Annotated in this window: 13 protein-coding genes; 3 read left to right on the top strand and 10 right to left on the bottom strand. The window is 67.2% G+C overall.

What is annotated here, in order from left to right; genetic code table 11:
* Positions 1-48: 48 nt before the first annotated feature.
* A complete protein-coding gene (locus tag DDZ17_RS17790) occupies positions 49-4,038 on the top strand; it encodes a translocation/assembly module TamB domain-containing protein (protein ID WP_157976715.1) in 3,990 nt (1,329 codons plus the stop codon).
* On the top strand, positions 4,028-5,917 hold the full coding sequence (locus tag DDZ17_RS17785) for an autotransporter assembly complex protein TamA (RefSeq protein WP_116368329.1): 1,890 nt from the start codon (positions 4,028-4,030) through the stop codon (positions 5,915-5,917). The genes DDZ17_RS17790 and DDZ17_RS17785 overlap by 11 nt, the downstream gene beginning before the upstream one ends.
* Before the next feature lie 10 nt (positions 5,918-5,927).
* On the opposite strand, the gene DDZ17_RS17780 is transcribed toward DDZ17_RS17785, so the two are convergent.
* Positions 5,928-6,197 carry a hypothetical protein gene (locus DDZ17_RS17780; RefSeq protein ID WP_116368328.1) on the bottom strand — a complete coding sequence of 90 codons (270 nt, stop codon included), beginning with the start codon at positions 6,195-6,197 and terminating at the stop codon, positions 5,928-5,930.
* A 110-nt stretch (positions 6,198-6,307) separates the two neighbouring features.
* Here DDZ17_RS17780 and DDZ17_RS17775 point away from each other — a divergent pair, with 110 nt between their 5' ends.
* Positions 6,308-7,045 (top strand): META domain-containing protein, encoded by a 738-nt coding sequence (locus DDZ17_RS17775; protein ID WP_116368327.1) that lies wholly within the window; start codon positions 6,308-6,310, stop codon positions 7,043-7,045.
* Positions 7,046-7,047: 2 nt separating this feature from the next.
* Here the strand turns inward: DDZ17_RS17775 and DDZ17_RS17770 are convergent, their stop codons facing one another.
* The 9 genes from DDZ17_RS17770 to DDZ17_RS17730 form a co-directional block, all read right to left on the bottom strand.
* Positions 7,048-8,169, bottom strand: a complete 1,122-nt coding sequence (locus DDZ17_RS17770) for a BatD family protein (RefSeq protein ID WP_116368326.1) — start codon at positions 8,167-8,169, stop codon at positions 7,048-7,050.
* Positions 8,166-8,825, bottom strand: coding sequence for a hypothetical protein (locus DDZ17_RS17765; protein WP_157976714.1), 660 nt, complete (start codon positions 8,823-8,825; stop codon positions 8,166-8,168). Before DDZ17_RS17765 ends, DDZ17_RS17770 begins: the two co-directional genes overlap by 4 nt.
* The gene (locus DDZ17_RS17760; RefSeq protein WP_116368324.1) at positions 8,825-10,813 is read right to left on the bottom strand and encodes a VWA domain-containing protein; all 1,989 of its coding nucleotides are present in this window, start codon (positions 10,811-10,813) and stop codon (positions 8,825-8,827) included. Before DDZ17_RS17760 ends, DDZ17_RS17765 begins: the two co-directional genes overlap by 1 nt.
* Entirely contained in the window at positions 10,810-11,385 is a 576-nt protein-coding gene (locus DDZ17_RS17755; RefSeq protein WP_116368323.1) for a DUF4381 domain-containing protein, read from the bottom strand. Before DDZ17_RS17755 ends, DDZ17_RS17760 begins: the two co-directional genes overlap by 4 nt.
* Entirely contained in the window at positions 11,382-12,341 is a 960-nt protein-coding gene (locus DDZ17_RS17750) for a DUF58 domain-containing protein (protein WP_116368322.1), read from the bottom strand. The genes DDZ17_RS17755 and DDZ17_RS17750 overlap by 4 nt, the downstream gene beginning before the upstream one ends.
* Positions 12,342-12,357: 16 nt before the next feature.
* Positions 12,358-13,326: an AAA family ATPase gene (locus DDZ17_RS17745; RefSeq protein ID WP_116368321.1), complete on the bottom strand. Its 969-nt coding sequence runs from the start codon at positions 13,324-13,326 to the stop codon at positions 12,358-12,360.
* Positions 13,327-13,455: 129 nt separating this feature from the next.
* Complete coding sequence (locus DDZ17_RS17740) at positions 13,456-15,048, bottom strand: arylsulfatase (protein WP_116368320.1); 1,593 nt, start codon at positions 15,046-15,048, stop codon at positions 13,456-13,458.
* Positions 15,049-15,246: 198 nt separating this feature from the next.
* Positions 15,247-16,806: a D-alanyl-D-alanine carboxypeptidase/D-alanyl-D-alanine endopeptidase gene (gene dacB, locus DDZ17_RS17735; RefSeq protein ID WP_206613590.1), complete on the bottom strand. Its 1,560-nt coding sequence runs from the start codon at positions 16,804-16,806 to the stop codon at positions 15,247-15,249.
* A gap of 117 nt (positions 16,807-16,923) precedes the next feature.
* Positions 16,924-18,306: a glycerophosphodiester phosphodiesterase family protein gene (locus DDZ17_RS17730; RefSeq protein ID WP_116368318.1), complete on the bottom strand. Its 1,383-nt coding sequence runs from the start codon at positions 18,304-18,306 to the stop codon at positions 16,924-16,926.
* Between the last annotated feature and the right edge of the window lie 56 nt (positions 18,307-18,362).

Genomic DNA, 18,362 nt, shown 5'->3' with positions numbered 1-18,362 from the left:
CGGGCGATTACAAGGATAGACCACTGATGCCGGTAAAAAGTGCCCCCGTTGCGTAAAAAATGGCTGTTGCTGCCCCTGGCCCTGCTCATCCTGCTGCCGGTACTGGGGGTGGCGGGCCTGTGTTGGTTGGGCGCCACCGAGGGGGGCACCCGCTGGTTGGTGGCGCGCGTGCAGCCTTTGCTGCCACAGGGCATTACCTGGGGCTCGCTGCAGGGTGAACTGCTCGGCGAATTGCAACTGCGCGGCCTGCAGGTGCAGCAACCGGGCCTTGCCCTCACCGTCGACAGCGCCTCACTCAACTGGCGGCCCGCCCGCCTGTGGCAGCGCCAGGTGGTGGTGGAGTCGCTGCATCTGCAGGGGCTGCGGGTGGTGCTGAGTGAGAGCGACGCAGCCCAGCCCCCCAGCGAGCCCTTCGACCCCACCGCGCTGGACTTGCCGGTGGATGTGATACTGCACCGGGCCACCGTCACCGACATTGAAGTAGCGCAGGCGGCGGTTGGTGCAGCAGCACAGACAGTACAGGCCCCGCAGCGGGTGGACCGCCTGCAACTGGACGAACTGCGCCTGTTGGGCTCGCAGCTCACCCTGGCGCGCCTTGCCCTCGATGCGCCCCAGGGCGGGGTGAGCGCGGTTGCCGAGCTTGGCCTTCGCCAGCACCTGCCGATGGTGCTGAATGTAGATTGGCACTGGCAATTGCCGGATCAGCGCCGTGGCGCGGGGCAGTTGAGCGTGCAGGGCGATCTGCGCGCCCTGCAGCTGCGCCACCGCGGCGGCGGTGATATGCCCATCAACCTGCAGGCCGAGCTGCGCGATGTGCTGGGCCTGCCCGCCTGGTCGGCCCGGCTGGACTGGCCGGCGCTGGTGCTTGCCAGTGCTGGCACTGGTTCTGTCAATGGTTCGGGCGAGCCGGGTGATTTCACCCTGGCGCCCGGCTGGCTGCAAACCGAGGGCAGCCTTGATGCCTTCCAGCTGGCATTGCAAACAGCGGTGAGCGGCATTGGCGCAGACGCGGTGGCGGTGGCCCTGCAGGGCAGTGGCAACAGCGAGTCACTGGCGCTGTCGCCGCTGCAGCTCGAAAGCGGCAACTACCAGCTGCGCATCAGCGGCCCGCTCAACTGGCGTGACGGCGTGACGGCGGACCTGTCACTGGCGGCCACCGGGGTTGAGTTGCAGGCGCTCAACCCGCAGCTGCCGGATCAGGCTTCGATCCAGGGCCAGCTGCGCGCCCACTATCGCGACGGGCACCTGGACGTGCCGGCCCTGCAACTGGCGCTGGGCGATTCGCCCCTGCGCCTGAATGCCACTGCCGCTATTGATCTGCCGGCTGATGCCGAGCCGGTTGTGGACGCCCGCCTGCAGTGGCAGGCCCTGGCCTGGCCCCTACCCATTGCCAGCGGGCAGGGTGAACCCGAGGCCGCCTTCGCCAGCCCCCAGGGGGAACTGGTCTTCAGCGGCAGCCCGGCCGACTGGCAACTCACCCTGGCGGCGGCCATGGCCGGCACCCAGCTGCCGCCGGGCCAGTGGCAGGCAGCGGCCAGTGGCGACACCCGGCAACTGCAACTGCAAGCGTTGCGCGGTGATGTGCTGAGTGGCGAGCTGCTGGTGAGCGGCACGGCGGGCTGGGCGCCGCAGGTGCGCTGGGATCTGGCGGTATCCGGCAAGGGCCTGGAGCCCGGCCCCTGGCAGCCGGCGCTGGCCGGGCGCATGGATTTTGCCCTGCGCAGCGCCGGTGCGCTGGAAGAGGCCGGCCCCCAGGCAGCACTGGTGCTGGAGCACTTGCGCGGCGCCCTGGGTGGCCAGCCCCTGAGCGGTGAGGCGAGCGCCACGGTGACGGGTGATGCGCTGAACCTGAAGCGCCTGGCCCTGCGCAACGGCGACAACCGGCTGGATGCCAGCGGCAGCCTGTCCAGCCAGGCCCTGGCGCTGGACTGGTCGCTGGCCGTGCCGCAGCCGGAAAACCTGGCCCCCCAGGCCGCCGGTAACCTGCAGGCCCAGGGCCATATCGGCGGCAGCGCGCAGGCGCCGCGGGTACAGGCCAGCCTGCAGGGCAGCGCCCTTGCGTGGCAGGACATCAGCCTGTCGCAGCTGAGCGCGCAGCTCGACGCGGGGCTCGCCGCCGATGCGCCGCTGGTGCTGGATGTGCAGCTGGGGCCGCTGGAGCAGGGCGGCATTGTGCTGCTGGATAGCGCCCAGCTCAGCGGCGAAGGCAGTACCGGCGGGCACAGCCTGACCCTGACCCTGCGCGGTGAATCACAGGCCCTGCACACCCAGCTGAACGGCGCTCTGGCGGCCATGGCGACGGGGGAGCAGGGCTGGCAGGGGCAGCTGGCGCAGCTGGAGGCCACCGCCGAAGGCCTGGGCCACTGGCGGCTGAAAGCGCCGGCGCCGCTGCTGCTGGCTGCGCGGCAGGCGAGCCTGCAAAACCTCTGCATCGATGGCGTGGGCAATAGCCAGGGCAGTGCCTGCCTGAGCGGGCAGTGGTCTGCCGATACCGGCAGCGCCGGCGAAGGCCGCCTCGATGGCCTGTCCCTCGGCCAGTGGCTCCCCGACCTTGAGGCAACGCTGTCTGGCCAGTTCCAGGGCGCCCTGGCGGCGGATGGCCGCCTGCAGGGCCACGGCGAATTTGCGGTGAGCCCGGGCCAGGTGCGCGTGGCCTCCCCCGCGGGGGTGCAGGTGATGCCCCACGGCGGCGGCCGGGCGCGGGTAGACGTTGGCGAGCAGGGGCTGGCGGCTTTTGTCAGCCTGCAACCGCTGGAGAGCGGTTACGTGGGGGTTACCGTGGCGCTGCCGGAGTTGGATCGCCTGCCCCTGGCCGAGGACCAGCCCCTATCCGGCAGCGTGCAGGCCAGCCTGGGGGAACTGGGTGGCCTGCAGGCCTGGCTGCCCCAGGTCGAGGATATCCAGGGGCGCCTGGATGCCGATTTGCTGCTGTCCGGCACGCTGGCGCAGCCACTGGTGGCGGGCGACATGATGCTGGCCGGCGGCGGTGCCCGGGTTCCGGCGGCGGGCCTGAACCTTGCGGACCTCACCCTGCACTGGCGGGACGACCCGGCCCGCCCCGGCTGGTTGGCGGTGGATGGCAGCGTGCGCTCCGGACCCGGCTCGCTGGCGCTGTCCGGCGCGCTGTCCATGCGCAGCGGCGCCACCCATCTGAGCCTGCAGGGCGAGCAGATGGAAGTCTTCAACACCGACGATGGCCGGGTGCTCCTGTCGCCGGATTTGCAGATTGACTGGGCCGACCAGCTGCTGCGTCTGCGCGGCCAGGTGGTGGTGCCGCGGGCGAACCTCACCCCCCGGCTGAGCATCAGCCCCGGCGTGGCGGCGGGCGACGCGGCGGCGGTGGAGGACAGCCGCGTTGACGTGGCGCTCATCGCCCCCTCGCCGGATGTGGTGATTCTCGGCGCCGAGACCGCCCCCGAGGCCAGCAACCAGAGCCTGCCCTTCCGTCTGGACAGCGACGTGGAGCTGGTGCTGGGTGATCGCATCCAGGTGAATGCGGTGGGCCTCAAGGCCCGGCTGGCTGGCCGGGTGCGCTTTATCAACCGGCCCGGACAGCGCGATCTGCTGCCGATGGCCGATGGCCAGCTGACGGTGGAGGATGGCACCTTCCGTGCCTTCGGCCAGGATCTGGATATCCAGACCGGGCGGGTGCGTTTTGACCGGGTGCCGGTGAGCGAGCCGGAGATCAACCTGCGGGCGGTGCGCTGGATCGACAACGACCCGTTGGTGAGCGCCGCCGGCGTCGAGGTGACCGGCACCCTCGATCAGCCCCGCATGGACCTGTTTTCACGCCCCCAGCTGGACCCGGCGGAGATCCAGTCCTACCTGCTCACCGGCCGCTCCGAGGCGGGCGCCGACAGCCTGCAGCTCTACGGCACCTACCTGCACCCCAAGCTGTACGTGGGCTTTGGCTTCAACCTGCTGGAGGAGACCGGCGAGTTCAACGCGCTGTATACCATCACCCCGCGCTATGGCATTGAGGCCAACGTGGGTGAAGCCGACAACAACATCAACCTGACCATTACCCATGAGCGCTAGAGCCTGTTACAGCGCGCTTGTCGCCCTTCTGCTGCTGGCCGGTAGCGCCCGGGCCGACACCGTCAACGTGACGGTGCAGGGCCTGGCGGGGGAAGCCCTGCAGAACGTGCAGGCGGCCATTCCCCTCGCAAGGCACAGCGCCGCCGCCCAGCTGCTGCCCTCGGCCATTCGCGAGCAGCACGCCCAGGCCGCGGCCGCCATTGGCCGCGCCCTGCAGCCCTTTGGCTACTACGCACCGGTCATCAATGCCGAGCTTGCACCGCCGGTGGCGGGGGAAGACACCTGGCAGGCCGGCTACCGGGTGCAGAGCGGCCCCCAGCTGGCGGTTACCCGCCTGCAGCTGGTGTACGAAGGTGTTGGTGACGGTGACGGTGATAACGATCCGGACCTCAGCCAGATTGGCGCAACCCTGCCCCTGCAGCAGGGCGATGCCCTGGATCACCGGGCCTATGAGCACAGCAAGCGTGAGCTGCTGGAGGCCGTGCAGCGGCTGGGCTACACCGATGCCCAGCTGGTGGCGCACCGGGTCGAGGTCAACCTGCAGGCCTACACCGCCGAGGTGCTATTGCAGGTGGCCACCGGCAGGCGCTACGTGGTGGGCCCCATTGCCTTTGCGCAGCAGGGCTTTGACGACGACTTCCTGCGCCGCTTTCTCATCCTCTCGCCGGGGGATGTGTACAACACCGCCCGCCTCGCCGAGCAGCGCCGTGTGCTCAGCCGCAGCGGCTATTTTCGCGAAGTGGAGATCGAGCCCGGCGAGGCCAGTGGTGCTGCCGTGCCCCTGACCATCCGTCTGGATACCTATCTTCCCAACCGTTACCGCGGGCGCCTTGGCTGGGGTAGCGACACCGGCGTGGGCGCCCAGCTGGACTGGACACGGCGCTACCTTGGCAGCCGTGGCCAGCACTTCAACCTCGGGCTGGGGGTGGTGGAAGAGCGCCAGCGGCTGGCGGGCGACCTCAACTACCAGATACCCCTGGACCCGCTCACCGACACCCGCGTGGTGCTCGGTGCCCGTCACGAGAGCAAAGACCTCACCTTCGAGGATGTTGATCTTTCCGAGGGCGGAGAGACCCGTATCGCCACTAACCTGTTGACCGCCGCCTGGCAACGGCCCCTGCGCGGGTTGGGTTCATTCACCCTGGACCCGACCGTGGAACTCAGCCTGGTACAGGAGAGCTACGACGTGTTCGAGGTGCTGTTTGGCAACCTCGACAGCACCGGCCAGCAGGCCATCATCGACGTCATCGGCCAGGACGCCTACGACACCCTGGCGCCGGATTTCGAGGCGGTGGTGCCCAGCCTGCGCCTGACCCTGCGGCGCAGCGACAGCCGGCTGTTCATCCACAATGGCGATTACTTCGACTTGAAACTGCTGGGCGCCGATGAATCCCTGGGTTCCAACATCAGCTTCTGGCAGGCGCGCCTGAACACCTGGCAGATTCGCTCCTTCGGCGAGCGCAACCGCGTCCTGCTGCGCACCGCCCTCGGCTACAGCGACGCCGATAGCAGCGAAGTGCTGGGAGTGAACTTCAACGAGTTGCCTGAGTACTACGAATTTCGCGCCGGCGGCGTGCGCAGCGTGCGTGGCTACGGGTTCGAAACCCTGTTCCCGGAAGACGCCATCACCGGCGGCCGCGGCCAGCTGGTGGCCAGCGTCGAGTACGAATACACCTTCATGCCCAACGTCAGCGCCGCCTTTTTCGTGGATGCCGGCAACGCCTTCAACCGCTGGGAGGACTACGACGCCAAAGTGGGCACCGGCTTCGGCCTGCGCTGGCGCTCACCCGTGGGGCTGGCGAGGATGGACCTGGGCTTCCCCCTGGATGATGCCGACGATTCGTTCCAGATTTACATTACGGTGGGGCCGGAGTTTTAGGGCGCGTGCATCAGCCTTCATTGCGTAGCGCCAGCGCTGCAATCTCGTCGTAACTTTCAATCACCCTGGCCAGCAAATCTTTGTATTGTGGGATTTCCCAGCTCACGTCGTACCAGTGGCGGATTTTGTCCAGGTGCTGGTAGAGCACTTCCACTTCGCCCGCAGACAGGGTGTTGCCGGCCTTGACCTCGGCGAGGGCGCGCTGGATCAGCGGCAGTTCGTTGTCCACGAATTCCTGCAGGATGGCCTGCGAAATACCCGGGTTCTGCTGGTTTTTCATGGAGGCTCCGGTGGGGTTTGGCGTTTTGGGCGGGGCAGCCTACAGTGTAGCCAACGATCACCGGTGGCTTCGAGCTTTGGTTGGCAGTAGGTTCTGTAGGGAGTGAGCGAATGAAACACGTTTTCTGCATGGTAGGCCTGCTGGCAGCGGCGGCCGCTGCACCTGCGCTGGCGGATTTTACCCAGGCGCGCTGCGAGGTGTATGCCAAGGGCGAGGAACAGGCCAGCAAGGTGTTGCCCTGCACTTTTAGCCAGCGCCAGGGCGCGGTGAGCATTGCACTGGAAGATGGCACCCGTTATGACCTGCGCCCCATCGGCGATACGCCAGGCAACTATCGCGATAGCGAGGGCCGGCCCGCCTATCGCCAGTCTGGCCTGGGCGAGCAGGGGCTGATTTTCCGCCTGGCCGAGCAGAGCGTCTACGTTTACTGGCGCACCGCCGGGCTCAAGGCAAGGGAGCCCGCCGAGGCGGCTGTGGTAAACAACAGTGGCAGTGTTGCCGACCTAGTGGGCACCGAGTGGCAACTGGTGAACATCCAGTCGATGGACGACAGCGAGGTGGCCCCCGCTGCCGGGGCGGTGTTTGCCATGACCTTCCAGGCCGATGGCGCTGTTGCGCTGCAGGTGGACTGCAATCGGGGCAGCGGTCGCTGGGAGTCCGCCGGCCGTGGGCAATTGCGCTTCGGGCCGGTGGCCACCACGCGCCGCCTGTGTGGCCCAGGCTCACTCGATGGCCGCTTTCTGAATGAGCTGGAATACGTGCGCTCGTACGTAGTGCGCGACGGCCATCTCTATCTCGCCACCCTGGCGGACGGCGCAATTCTCGCGTTTCGCCCGCGCGGGGACTGACCTTAGCGGCTTTGTTGTCCTGGTGGCCTTGGCCGCCCGGGCTGCCTGGCGCTGCCCCGGCCCTGTTCGGTGGGGTTCAGGGCCTGCAGGCGCACCGGCCGAAAGGGCGCCAGCAGCCGGGCGCCGTGGCGATACACCAGCACACCCAGTCCTGCCAGCATCAGCAGCGCGGCAGCGGCGTAGCCAGCGGTACGGCGGTCCAGGCCGCCCGTGGCAGCGCCGCCGGCGGCGTTGGTTGACGCCTGTTGCGGGTTGGCAATCACGTTCAGGGTGCGCGCCGGGAACTCCCGCGTCTGGATTTGCTCGCTGGACAGGTCAAACCACTGGAAGCGCACCGCCGGGATGGTGTACTGGCCGGGCCGTTTGGCGAGGTAGGTGATGGTGTCTTCCCGGGCGCCGGTGAGGGTGCCGCGGTTGCTGCGGTCGCGCACCTGCTGCTTGGTGTAAATGCCCAGGCCCTCGATAGCGCCGCCGGGGAAGGGCGGGAACACCATGCCCGGCACATCGGCGGCGCTGAAGCGAATGCTGCGCTTGAAGGCGGTGCCGGCCGGCACCGGCTCGCCCCCCGGTTCAGGCTGCCACTGCTCTTCTATCGTAAGGTCGCGGGCGCTGATCACCAGCCCGAGCCCCTCGGAGCCCGGGGGGCGCTGCACGCTGAAGGTAACGGCCTCGGTGGTGACGGCGGCGCTGGCCGGCTCTTCGTCCAGGGGGTGGCGCTTGTAGCGGAAGCGCACATGAATCGGCGGCACCTGCAGGTCGCCGTCGCGCACGGCCCACAGGTTCAGCTCGTGGCGCTGCACGGAGTAGTGGGTGCCGTCGATGGTGAGGCTGTCCACGATCGGGTGATCCGCCGGGGGCATCAGCAATACGCCGTCGGGGTCTGGCAGGTCGAAGCTCGCGGCGCTGGCAAAGTACCCCGGGGCCAGCAGCTCCACGATCAGCGAGATGCGCTGGCCGGCCCACAGTGGGTCTTTGCCCTGCAGGTGGGTGCGTACCGCCGGCTCCGGCTGCTGGGCGGCAGCGCCCAGTGACAGCAGGGCCAGCAGCAGCCACAGCCGGCCGCGCTGGCGAGCCGCTTTTATGGCCGCATGCTTGGGCATATTTTGGGCCAGCTGGCAGGTCATGGCTCTGGCTCCGCGTCGGGGGGCGGCGCATCCTGCTGGTGCGCGGCCTGGTAGGCGAACTTGGCACGCAGAAAGTCGCCCGGCGAGGTCTGCACACGGCGCAGCCAGGTGGTGCGCAACTCGGCGTCGGAGAGCACCGGCTGGTTCATATCCTTGGGCGGTTGCTGCTTGTTCTCGCCCTTCTGGTCGAAGGCGATGTCATCGGGTGTGTAGGCATCTGCCTGGGACTGGTCGCGGTCCTTGCCGGCATCGTCAATGCGTTTTTTACGGGCCAGGGCCAGGGCCTTGTTCTCTTCTGCTTTGCTCCAGCCCGGGCGAAAGCCCAGGGCACGATCGTAGCTTTTCACGGCATCCTCGTAGGCGCCGTGCATCAGCCAGGCGTTGCCCTGGTCGAAGGCGCCATCGGCGCCGGGCACGCGGGCGAAGGTGCGGGCGGCGTCTTCAAAGTCGCCGTTGCGATACTGGGCCACCGCCTTGCGCCAGGGGTCCCGGTAGGCCTGGGCGGCGGCCTTGTAGTGCTGCCGGGCCATCAGGCGGTCGCCGCGCTGGTCATCGCTGCGCCAGAATTCCGGGTTGCGCCAGGTGCCGATGATGAGCACCAGGGCGCCAGCGGCCAGCGCGGCCGCGCCCAGCTGGTGCTGAGTGAGGCGGGGCATCATGCGCCCAGCCCCCGCGGCACCATCCAGCCGCGGCGGAAGTACACCAGGGTCATCAGCACCAGCAGCGGCGTCAGCCAGTAGCCGCTTTCGGCCCAGCGCGTCTGCTCGCCGGTACCAAAGCTCTGGGCGAAGCGGGCCGCATTGGCCAGCGCCTGCACGTCGCTGTCGTCGGCGCTCAGGGTTTGCACCGAGGCGCGCACCACCCTGGCCTGCTGTTCCAGGTCGTCGCGCTCCTTGCCCGGCAGCAGCGGCGGCCACAGGCGCACCCGCACGCTGGAGGCATCGCGCCAGGCGGCCAGTGGCGCGGCCTGCTCCGGCGCAATGCTGTCGGTAATCCACAGGATGGAACCGCCCCCGGCCTCCGCCAGGCTCTGCTCCGCCAGGGCCAGGGCGTCTGCCGCGGCGTCGCCGGTCTCGGGCATGACCTGCGGGGTGAGGGCCTGGGCGAAGGTGTTGATGATGCCGGCGTCGCCGGTGGCTGGCATGACCCGGTGGGCGCTGCCGGCGTAGGCGATCAGCGCCGTTTTGGCCTGGCCACGGGCCGCCAGCAGGTCGTGGATTTTCAGGGTGGCGCGCTCCAGCCGGCTCGGCTGCACGTCTTCGGTTTCCATCGATGGCGACACCTTCACCACAATCGCCAAAGCGGCGGTGTCATCGGCGAAGGGCGAGGGCTCGTGCTTCCAGCTGGGCCCGGCAATGGCGATGATCAGCACCAGCCAGCTGAGGCCAATCCAGGCCAGCGGGCCAAGGCGACGGCGGCGCTGTTCGTTGCCCCACAGCAGGGCCAGCAGGTGGGCATCGATAATGCCGCGCCAGGCGCGGCCGGCGTCGCTCTGGCGGTGCAGGGCCCACCACAGCAGCGCGGCGGGGAACAGCGCCAGCAGCCACAGGGGGCGAATAAAATGAAACTGCTCGATGGCCATCAGCAGCCCCACCGGGGCCGCGGCGGCCAGGCCCGCGCCGCCTAAGCCACGTGAGCCGCCTGCACCGCCCGAGCGATGTGCCGCCCGGTAGTAGCGCCACAGCAGGCCGGTGCCCAGGTAGCCGATGGAGACGATCAGCGACAGGGCCAGCGGCCACCAGTACACGTCGCGCCGCGGGCGCTGGGATAGGGTATCTACCTTGCGCGTTTCCAGGGCGTCGAGCTGGTCGTAGATGGCCTCCAGCTGCTGGCGGTCGGTGGCGTGGGAGTACAGCCCGTCGGTGGCGGCGGCCACTTTCTTCAGGGTCACCTCGTCCAGGGCATCCTCGCCGGCGGCGCGCGGGTCGCCCACGGCCACGGTGTGAATCACAATGCCCTTATCGGCGGCGATCTGGGCGGCTTTCTCTGGCGGCACCTGGCTGGAGGTGTCGTTGCCATCGGTGAGGGCGATCAGCACGCGCTCTTCCACGGTGCTGCGCTCAAACACGTTGATGGCCAGGCCCAGGGCATCGCCGAAGGCGGTTTGCGGCCCGGCCATGCGCACCTGGGCCTCGTCCAGCAGTTCGCGGCAGACCTTGAGATCCTCGGTGAAAGGCGCCTGCACAAAGGCAGCGCTGCCAAAGAAGATGAGCCCCACGCGGTCGCCCTGGCGGCGGGCCAGAAAGTCATCCAGCACGGCTTTGACGGCGCTCAGCCGGTCCACGGTGGTGCCGGAAGAATCCTTGAAGTCGCGGGTGGCCATGGAGCCGGACAGGTCCACCGCCAGCAGCAGGTCGCGCACCGGCTGTTCGCGGGTGACCGGCGGTTCGATCACCTGGGGACGGGCCAGGGCCAGCACCGCGCACAGCCAGCACAGCCCCACCACCAGCCAGCGCCACAGGCTGCCACGGGCAATGGCGGCGCCAGTGGAGGGATCGCGCCCCACAACGGCGGCCAGGCGCGGCAAAAAAGGCACCACCAGGCCGCGGCGCGGTTCACTGTGGGGCGGCACCAGCCACCAGAACAGCAGTGGCAGCGGCAATACCAGCAGCAGCCAGGGATGGGCGAGGGTCAGGTTGCTCACGGCGCTGTGCCCTCGTCCTTGTTTTCGCTGACGTTCTCGCCGGCATCGTCGCTAGTGCTGGCATTCTCGCTGGCACTGGCCGGCGGGCGGTGGCGGCGAATCCAGTGGGCGGTTTCGGCGAACAGCCGTTCCAACTGGCCTGTATCCCCGTCGCCGTTACCGTTGCCATTTGCGGCGCGGTAGGTGCTGTCTTCCAGCGCCTGGCCAAGGCCGGAGTTGAAGGCGGTGCCGCCGGTCTCATCCAGAAACCGGAACCAGTCGGCGCCGGTCAGCTGGGCCACGTCCTGCCGGGGATAGGCGGTGAGAGCGGTGCGCTTTAACACAATGGACAGGCCGGCCAGACGGGTGGCAGGAGGCTGCTCGCCGGCGCGCAATGCGGCCAGTTCCGCCAGTGCTTCGCGCCGGTAGCGGTTGCGCTGGAAGCGGCTGAAGGCGCGCAGGGCCAGCCACACCAGGGCAATGGCAACAAAGCCCAGCAGCCACAGCCAGCCGGGCGCCGGGGGCCACAGGGGCACGGGCGCCGGCACCACAATGTCGTGCAGGTTGGCGAGGCTGGTGGGGTCGCTGTTCATCGCGCTCGCACGCCACCCAGGCGGCGGCGTACCTGTTCGGCCACGTCCTCGGCGGTGGACAGGGGGATCACCGGCGTTTCCCGGTGCAGCAGGAAGTGGCGGCCGCTGGCACGGGCGGCGGCAAAATCCTCACGGTAGCGCTCGCGCAGCCGGCTCTGGCTGGTGTCCACTTCCAGCTGGGCGCCGGCGTCTTCAAACACCAGCGGCCCGGCGGCGGGCAGGTCGGCCTCCAGCGGGTCGTGCACAAAGCCGAACAGCACATCGTTGCGGTGGGCAATGCGGGTCAGTAGGTGGCGGCTCTCTTCGTCCTGGCCGGCGCCGTCGCTGATTATGCAGACCAGGGCGTCGTGCTTGGCCAGGCGGTCGCAGCGGCGCAGGGCTTCGTTGAACATGCCGGGGTTGCTGCGGATGCCGCTGTTCAGGTCCAGCGCGTGGTTCTGCTCCACGATGTGCTGCAGGATGCGCATCACCGCTCCGCTGCTGCGCTGGGGGCGCACTTCTATCAGCGTTGAGTCGTTGAAGATCAGCGCGCCCACTCGGTCCTGCTGCTCCAGCACGCGCCAGGCGGCCAGTGCCGCGGCCTCGGCAGCGGTGACCGACTTCATGCGCTTGCGGCTGCCAAAGAACATGCCGATGCGCTGGTCCACCACCAGCAGGGTGACGCGCTCGCGCTCTTCGGTGAAGACCCGGCTGTGGGTGCGGCGGGTGCGGGCAGTGACCTTCCAGTCAATCTGGCGAATATCATCGCCGGGCTGGTAACGGCGGATTTCTTCGAAGTTCAGCCCGCGGCCGCGCAGGCGCGAGGTGTGTCGCCCGGCCAGCAGCGAATGCACCGGCTGGCGCGGCAGGAAACTGAAGCCCCGCGCCCGGTGGCGCAGGTTGAGCAGGTCCTGCAGGCAGGTATAGGCGCCCGCGGGTTTCGCCTTGCTGGCGTTGTTGCGTTGTGGCCTGGCCATGCTGCGCTGGTGGTCCTCAGGCCACGGCCACGTGCTGCACGATGCTGGCCAGCACCTGGGCCGGGGTGACGCCTTCGGCCTCGGCCTCGTAGGTGAGGATGATGCGGTGGCTCAAGCAGGCCTGTAGCACCGCCTTCACGTCGTCGGGGGTGGCGGCGTTGCGCCCTTCCAGCCAGGCGTGGGCGCGGGCGGCGCGGTCCAGCGCCAGGGTGCCGCGGGGGCTGGCGCCCACCTGAATCCACTCGGCAAAGGGCGCGTCATGGTATTCACCCGGGCGCCGGGTGGCGGCAATCAGGGCCACCATGTAGCGCTCTACCGCGTCGGATACTTCCACGGCCAGCACTTCCCGGCGCGCATCCAGCACCGCCTGGGCGGGAATCTGCGGCGCGCTGGCTGCGCCGCTGCCGGCATCCTCGCCGCGCACCAGGCGTAAAATGGCGCGCTCGTCGTCGTCGTTGGCGTAGTCGACAGTGATGTGCAGCAGGAAGCGGTCCATCTGCGCTTCCGGCAGGGGGTAGGTTCCCTCCTGCTCAATGGGGTTCTGGGTGGCCAGCACCAGGAACAATGCGGGCAGGGTGTGGGTTTTGCCGGCCACGGTCACCTGGCGCTCTTCCATGGCCTCCAGCAGGGCCGCCTGGGCCTTGGCCGGGGCGCGGTTGATCTCGTCTGCCAGCACCAGGTTGCCGAAGATGGGGCCGGGCTGAAACTGGAACTTTTGACCTTCGGCTTCGGCGATGTAAATTTCGGTGCCGGTGATGTCGCTGGGCAGCAGGTCGGGGGTGAACTGGATGCGGCTGAAGTCGCTTTCCAGGTTGGCCGCCAGCATCTTGATGGTGCGGGTTTTGGCAAGCCCCGGCAGGCCCTCCAGCAGCACGTGACCGTTGGCCAGCAGGGCGATGAGGAGGTTGTCGATGACGGACTCCTGGCCAATGATGGTGCCCGACAGGCGCTGCTTGAGGTCAAGGATCTGTTGATGGGTGCTCATGGTTCTGGTCCGTCCCTTGGTGATTGGGTGCTCGCAAGGCAGGCGCCGGGTTGTGCCGCTGATACGAAAAAGGGGGCGCAAAGCGCCCCCTCAAAGTGTCGTGAATTACAGCAGGGCTGTAAAGCGCGCCTAGCGCGTTTTCATGGACTCCATTTCTTTAAGGCGCTTCATCGCGTCCTGTTGGCGCAATAGTCCGTAGTTGATGTTTCCGGCATTCAATGACGAACCGGCCTGGTAAGGGTAGTCGGTAAAGTCCGAGAAGAAATTCTTGATCTGCTGCTGGATGGGCACCAATAGCCACATTTGGCGACCGTACCAATCGAGGTAGCCAGCACCTTCTTCAGCGGCTTTCTCATACGGGTCCATACGCAGGTTGGTGATGCCGGCCCAGGCGGTAACTTTACGAGTACCGGTGGCGATATTCCCGTCGTTGACTGCAAAGGAGACTTTCCAGTCATTCCAGCGAACCGCATTCAGGTTGCCGCCCTGGTCAAAATAGAAGATCTGCTCGCGGGGGCCTTTGTCTGCTTCACCCTTTAAGTAGGGCACAAAGTTATAGCCATCCAGGTGGACCTTGAAGCGTTTGCCGTTAAGCCGAGTACCTTTCAGCAAATCTTCTTTGATGTTGGTGGCGCCGCCGGCCGCTGCCAGCGTGGTGTACCAATCGATATTGGAGATCACTTCATTGGACACCGTTCCTGGCTCAATAACACCAGGCCAGCGTGCCATCATGGGCACCCGGAAGCCGCCTTCCCAGGTGGTGCCTTTTTCGCCGTGGAACATGGTCATTGCACCGTCGGGCCACAGTCCAATTTCGGCGCCGTTGTCAGTGCTGTAGACCACGATGGTGTTGTCGGCAATTCCCAGCTCGTCGAGCAGGTCCAGCAGCTGGCCAACGTGGCCGTCATGTTCCACCATGCCGTCGGCATGGATACCCATCCCGGTTTTGCCATACGACTCTTCTTTCAGGTGGGTAAAGATATGCATGCGCGTGGAGTTAAACCAAGTGAAGAAGGGCTTGTCGGCACTGACCTGGCGTTGGATAAAATCCTTGGTTGCGGCCAAAATTTCTTCGTCGATGGTTTCCATGCGCTTCGAGTCAAGCGGGCCGGTGTCTTCGATCTTGCCGTCAGCCGTGGCCTTGATGACGCCGCGGGGGCCATATTTTTTCTTGAACGCGGGGTCCTTCGGGTAAAAGTAACCCTCGGGTTCTTCTTCCGCGTTCAGGTGATAGAGGTTGCCGAAAAACTCGTCAAAACCGTGATTGATGGGTAGGTGCTCATCCTGGTCACCCAGGTGATTCTTGCCGAACTGGCCAGTTGCGTAGCCCTGTTCCTTGAGGACATCGGCCAGGGTGGGCATCCACTCGGCAATACCGTGATCGTCGCCAGGCATGCCGATAGTCAAAAGCCCCGTGCGAAAAGGCTCCTGGCCAAGGATGAAGCTGGCGCGGCCAGCGGTACAGCTTTGCTGGCCGTAGGCATCAGTAAACAGCACGCCCTCGTTCGCTATGCGATCGAGGTTAGGGGTTTGGTAGCCCATCATGCCTCGCGTGTAAGCGCTGATCTGGGATTCACCGATGTCATCACCCCAAATCACCAGGATGTTCGGTTTTTTGTCCTGGGCCTGGGCGCCCAGCGGGACAGCCAGGGTCAGAACCAGCAACGCCAGGGTGGCCCATAGCCCCCTGTTGCCACTGCTATATGACGTACGTGTGTTCATGATGTGCTCCGGTCACTATCGGCTTGGGATCGTTGGGCTGGGAGCGTCCACCGCGACCCCAGCGCGACTAAGCCTAGCAGAAGCTTTCCTGGGCGCCAGCGCCGGCACAGGATTTTTTCGACTTTTCAGCCAGTTTTTTATGGCGCTATTCAGTCCAGTCGGACTCTAAAAACCTTGCCGACTCGAGATTCGTCCAGCTCAGGAGGCTGGAGGCTTGTAGTGCAGGTTGTACAGCACCTTGTCCAGCACTGCCTGGCCGTTCCAGGCCGGGTTATGGTTGACCATGGCAGCCACCGCCCAGGTGGTCTGGTTACGGTCGCGCACAAAGCCGGCGATGGAGCGCACATGATCCAGCGACCCGGTCTTGATGCGCCCCTCGCCCGCAAGGGCGGTGTTGCGCAGACGGCGGGTCATGGTGCCGTCGGTGGCGATGATGGGCATGGACGACAGCAAATCCACCGCAAAGGGGCTGCGCCAGGCTTGCTGCAGTAGCTGCAGCACCTGGCGGGGTGTCAGGCGGCTGGCCCGGCTGAGGCCGGCACCGTTGTCGATCACCAGGCCGGCGGTGTCCACGCCCTTGGATTCCAGCCAGCTGCGCAGGGCGCGCAGGCCGGCGGCGACGTCATCTTGCTCCTGCTCGCCCCGGGTGTGGGCGCCAATGGTCAACAGCAGCGAGCGGGCCATGACATTGCTGCTCCATTTATTGACATCGCGCACCATGGTGACCAGGTCGGGGGAGGTGGTGCTGGCCAGCTCGCGGGCTGTGTCGGGCGCCCTGGCCAGTGCATCCTGCCCAGTGATTGCCACGCCATAGTCTGTCAGCAGCTTGCGTATCAGCGCGGCGGAATAGGTGGCCTGGGGCAGCAGCGACAGGTAGGTGCTGCTGCGGCAGTTGCGCGGCAACGTGCCGCTGACGGTGAGGGTAATGCGGCCATCGCCGCTGGCCACCGGCTGCCAGGTGAAGTCGTCGCGCCCCGGGCAGGTGCCGGCAGGGGCCGCCTTTACCTGGTTGTCGATGGCCACCTGCGGCAGGGCCGGGGTCGCCCAGGCGCGCACCCCGCGCTCGTCGGCCAGCAGGTGGAACTGTTGCAGGTTCAGGTTGCTGAGGTAGGGCGAGGGCGCCACCAGAAAGGGGGCGTTGGGGTTGTCGCCGTTGTCCTCGAAGGCCGGCTGCCCGGCGGCCAGGCGATAGTGGCTGCCATCCAGCACCAGGTTGCCGTCAATGCGCCGGATGCCCATGCCGGGCAACTCGCCGAGCGTCGTCCACAGCCGCTCGATGGTGAGTTTCGGGTCGCCGCCAAAGCGCAGGTACAGGTTGCCCTTGAGCACCTCGCCTTCAATGCGGCCATCGGTGAGCAGGGTGGTGTCCCAGCGGTAATTGGGCCCCAGTATTTCCAGCGCGGCGTAGGTGGTAATCACCTTCACGATGGAGCCCGGGCTCATTAGCGTATCGGCGTTCAGGTACTGTGCCTGGCCCGGCCCGTCCAGGGGAATGGCCGCCAGCCCCAGGGCCCCGGCATCGCCCAGGGCCTTGGTGGCTTCGGCGTTGATGTTGCGCACCCAGGGGCTGTCTACCGTGCCCGCGTTCTGCGCCCAGGCCGTGGCGGGGCCGCTTGCCGCCACCGCCGCGCCTAGCAGAGGCGGGGCGCAGCGGCGCAGCAGGCCGGCGATACTGCGCCGGGCCAACAAGCGATAGACAAAATTACGAGAGAGGCTGGTAGAAAGAAGGCGAGCAAAACGGCGAGCAATGGCAATCACAATGGCGGCCCCGAGAATGTCCCGGCAGGTTACGGTAAGCCGGGCGGCGATGCCACCATCGCCACTGTTCCGTCGGCAATGTTCATCGCCCCGGTTCCACCGTAACAGCGCCGCGCGTTAATCGCAGCGGCGCTGGCCCGGCTCGGTGGCCAGCAGGGAGGCCAGCAGCAGCGGCCTGTCGGTCATGATGGCGTCCACGCCAAGGTCGATCATTTCCAGCATTTCCTCGCACTGGTTCACGGTCCACACCTGCACCGCCAGGTTGGCGGCGTGGGCGTCGCGGATGAAGTCCGGCGTCACCACGCGCAGGAAGAAGCCCTCGGGCACCTGCTGGATCTGGCTGGTATCCGGGGGCACCTGGAAGGCCACATGCTCCGACACCGGTGGAATATCGCCATCGCCCTGGCTGCCCAGCACCAGGCCGGTGCCCTGGTCCAGCGGCACCGAGGTAAATACGCAGGGCGCCACCGCCTTGAAGTTGTTGGCCGCCTCGTCCACGAAGGAGGCGGCAATCACATCCGTGGTGCGCCCGTAGCGCAGTAGTGTCTCGGCAATCTGCTGTTCGTATTTGCCGGCGCCGTCCAGGTCGGGCTTCAGTTCGATGTTGATCAGGTGGTGGGGAAAGGCCTGCAGGGCCTCCTCCAGGGTGGGAATGCGAAAGTCCTCCGCCCGGTAGCCGGGGGGCGGCGGCTGCTCGCCAGTGGCTATGCCGCGAAAGGTGTAGGCCGAGGCCGGGGCATCGTGGGGCGTGCCCTGGCCGGCCACAAACCAGTAGGCCGCATCCAACTCGCGCAACTCGGCCAGGGTGAGGTCCACCACCTGGCCGCTGCCGTTGGTGGTGCGGTCCACGTCCAGGTCGTGCAGGATCACCAGCGCGTTATCCGCCGTCTGGTAGACGTCCATCTCCAGCACATCCGCCCCGGCGGCGGCCACTTCGTAGTAGGCGTACAGGGTGTTCTCCGGGAAATCGATCACCCCGCCCCGGTGGGCGTAGTTCAGCGGGTCGCTGCCCGGGCTCACCCGCCAGGGGTTGGGCGTTTTGCTGAAGGGGGCGCTGCAGTCGGTGTCGTCGTTGGCCACGGTGCCAGTGGCGCGCTCGCTGGCCAGCCGGGCATTGCCCTCTACCGTCAAGGCCAGGGTAAAGCGCTCGGCCGCCTCCGGCTCGGCATCGCCCAGGGTTTCCACGGTCAGTTCGGCGCGGGTGCTGCCTGCGGCAATGGTCAGGTGGCCGTCCTTGGGCAGGTAGTCTTCATCGGCTGTGGCTTCGCCATCCACCGTGCGGTAATACAGCGTGATGTCGCTGGCCTGGGGCTGATCGAGAAACACCGGAAACACCACCCGCCCCATGCCGCCGGCCTCGCCTTCCGGCGCGGCCGCGCCGCGCACGGTGAGCAGGGACGCGGGCCCGACCGGGGCGGGTGGCGGCGGGTCGCTGGCATCGCTGCAGGCAAGCAGCGCCAGGCAGGCGGCCAGCGGGGTAAAGCGGGTGGTTGCGCCCATGGGGCCGTTCCTCTTGTTATCGTTGTGCCGATTGTCTATCAGGTATTTGTACGGGC

The organism is Parahaliea mediterranea, assembly GCF_003402235.1.
GTDB classification, from domain to species: domain Bacteria; phylum Pseudomonadota; class Gammaproteobacteria; order Pseudomonadales; family Halieaceae; genus Parahaliea; species Parahaliea mediterranea.
This window is presented reverse-complemented; position numbering and strand designations above follow the sequence as displayed.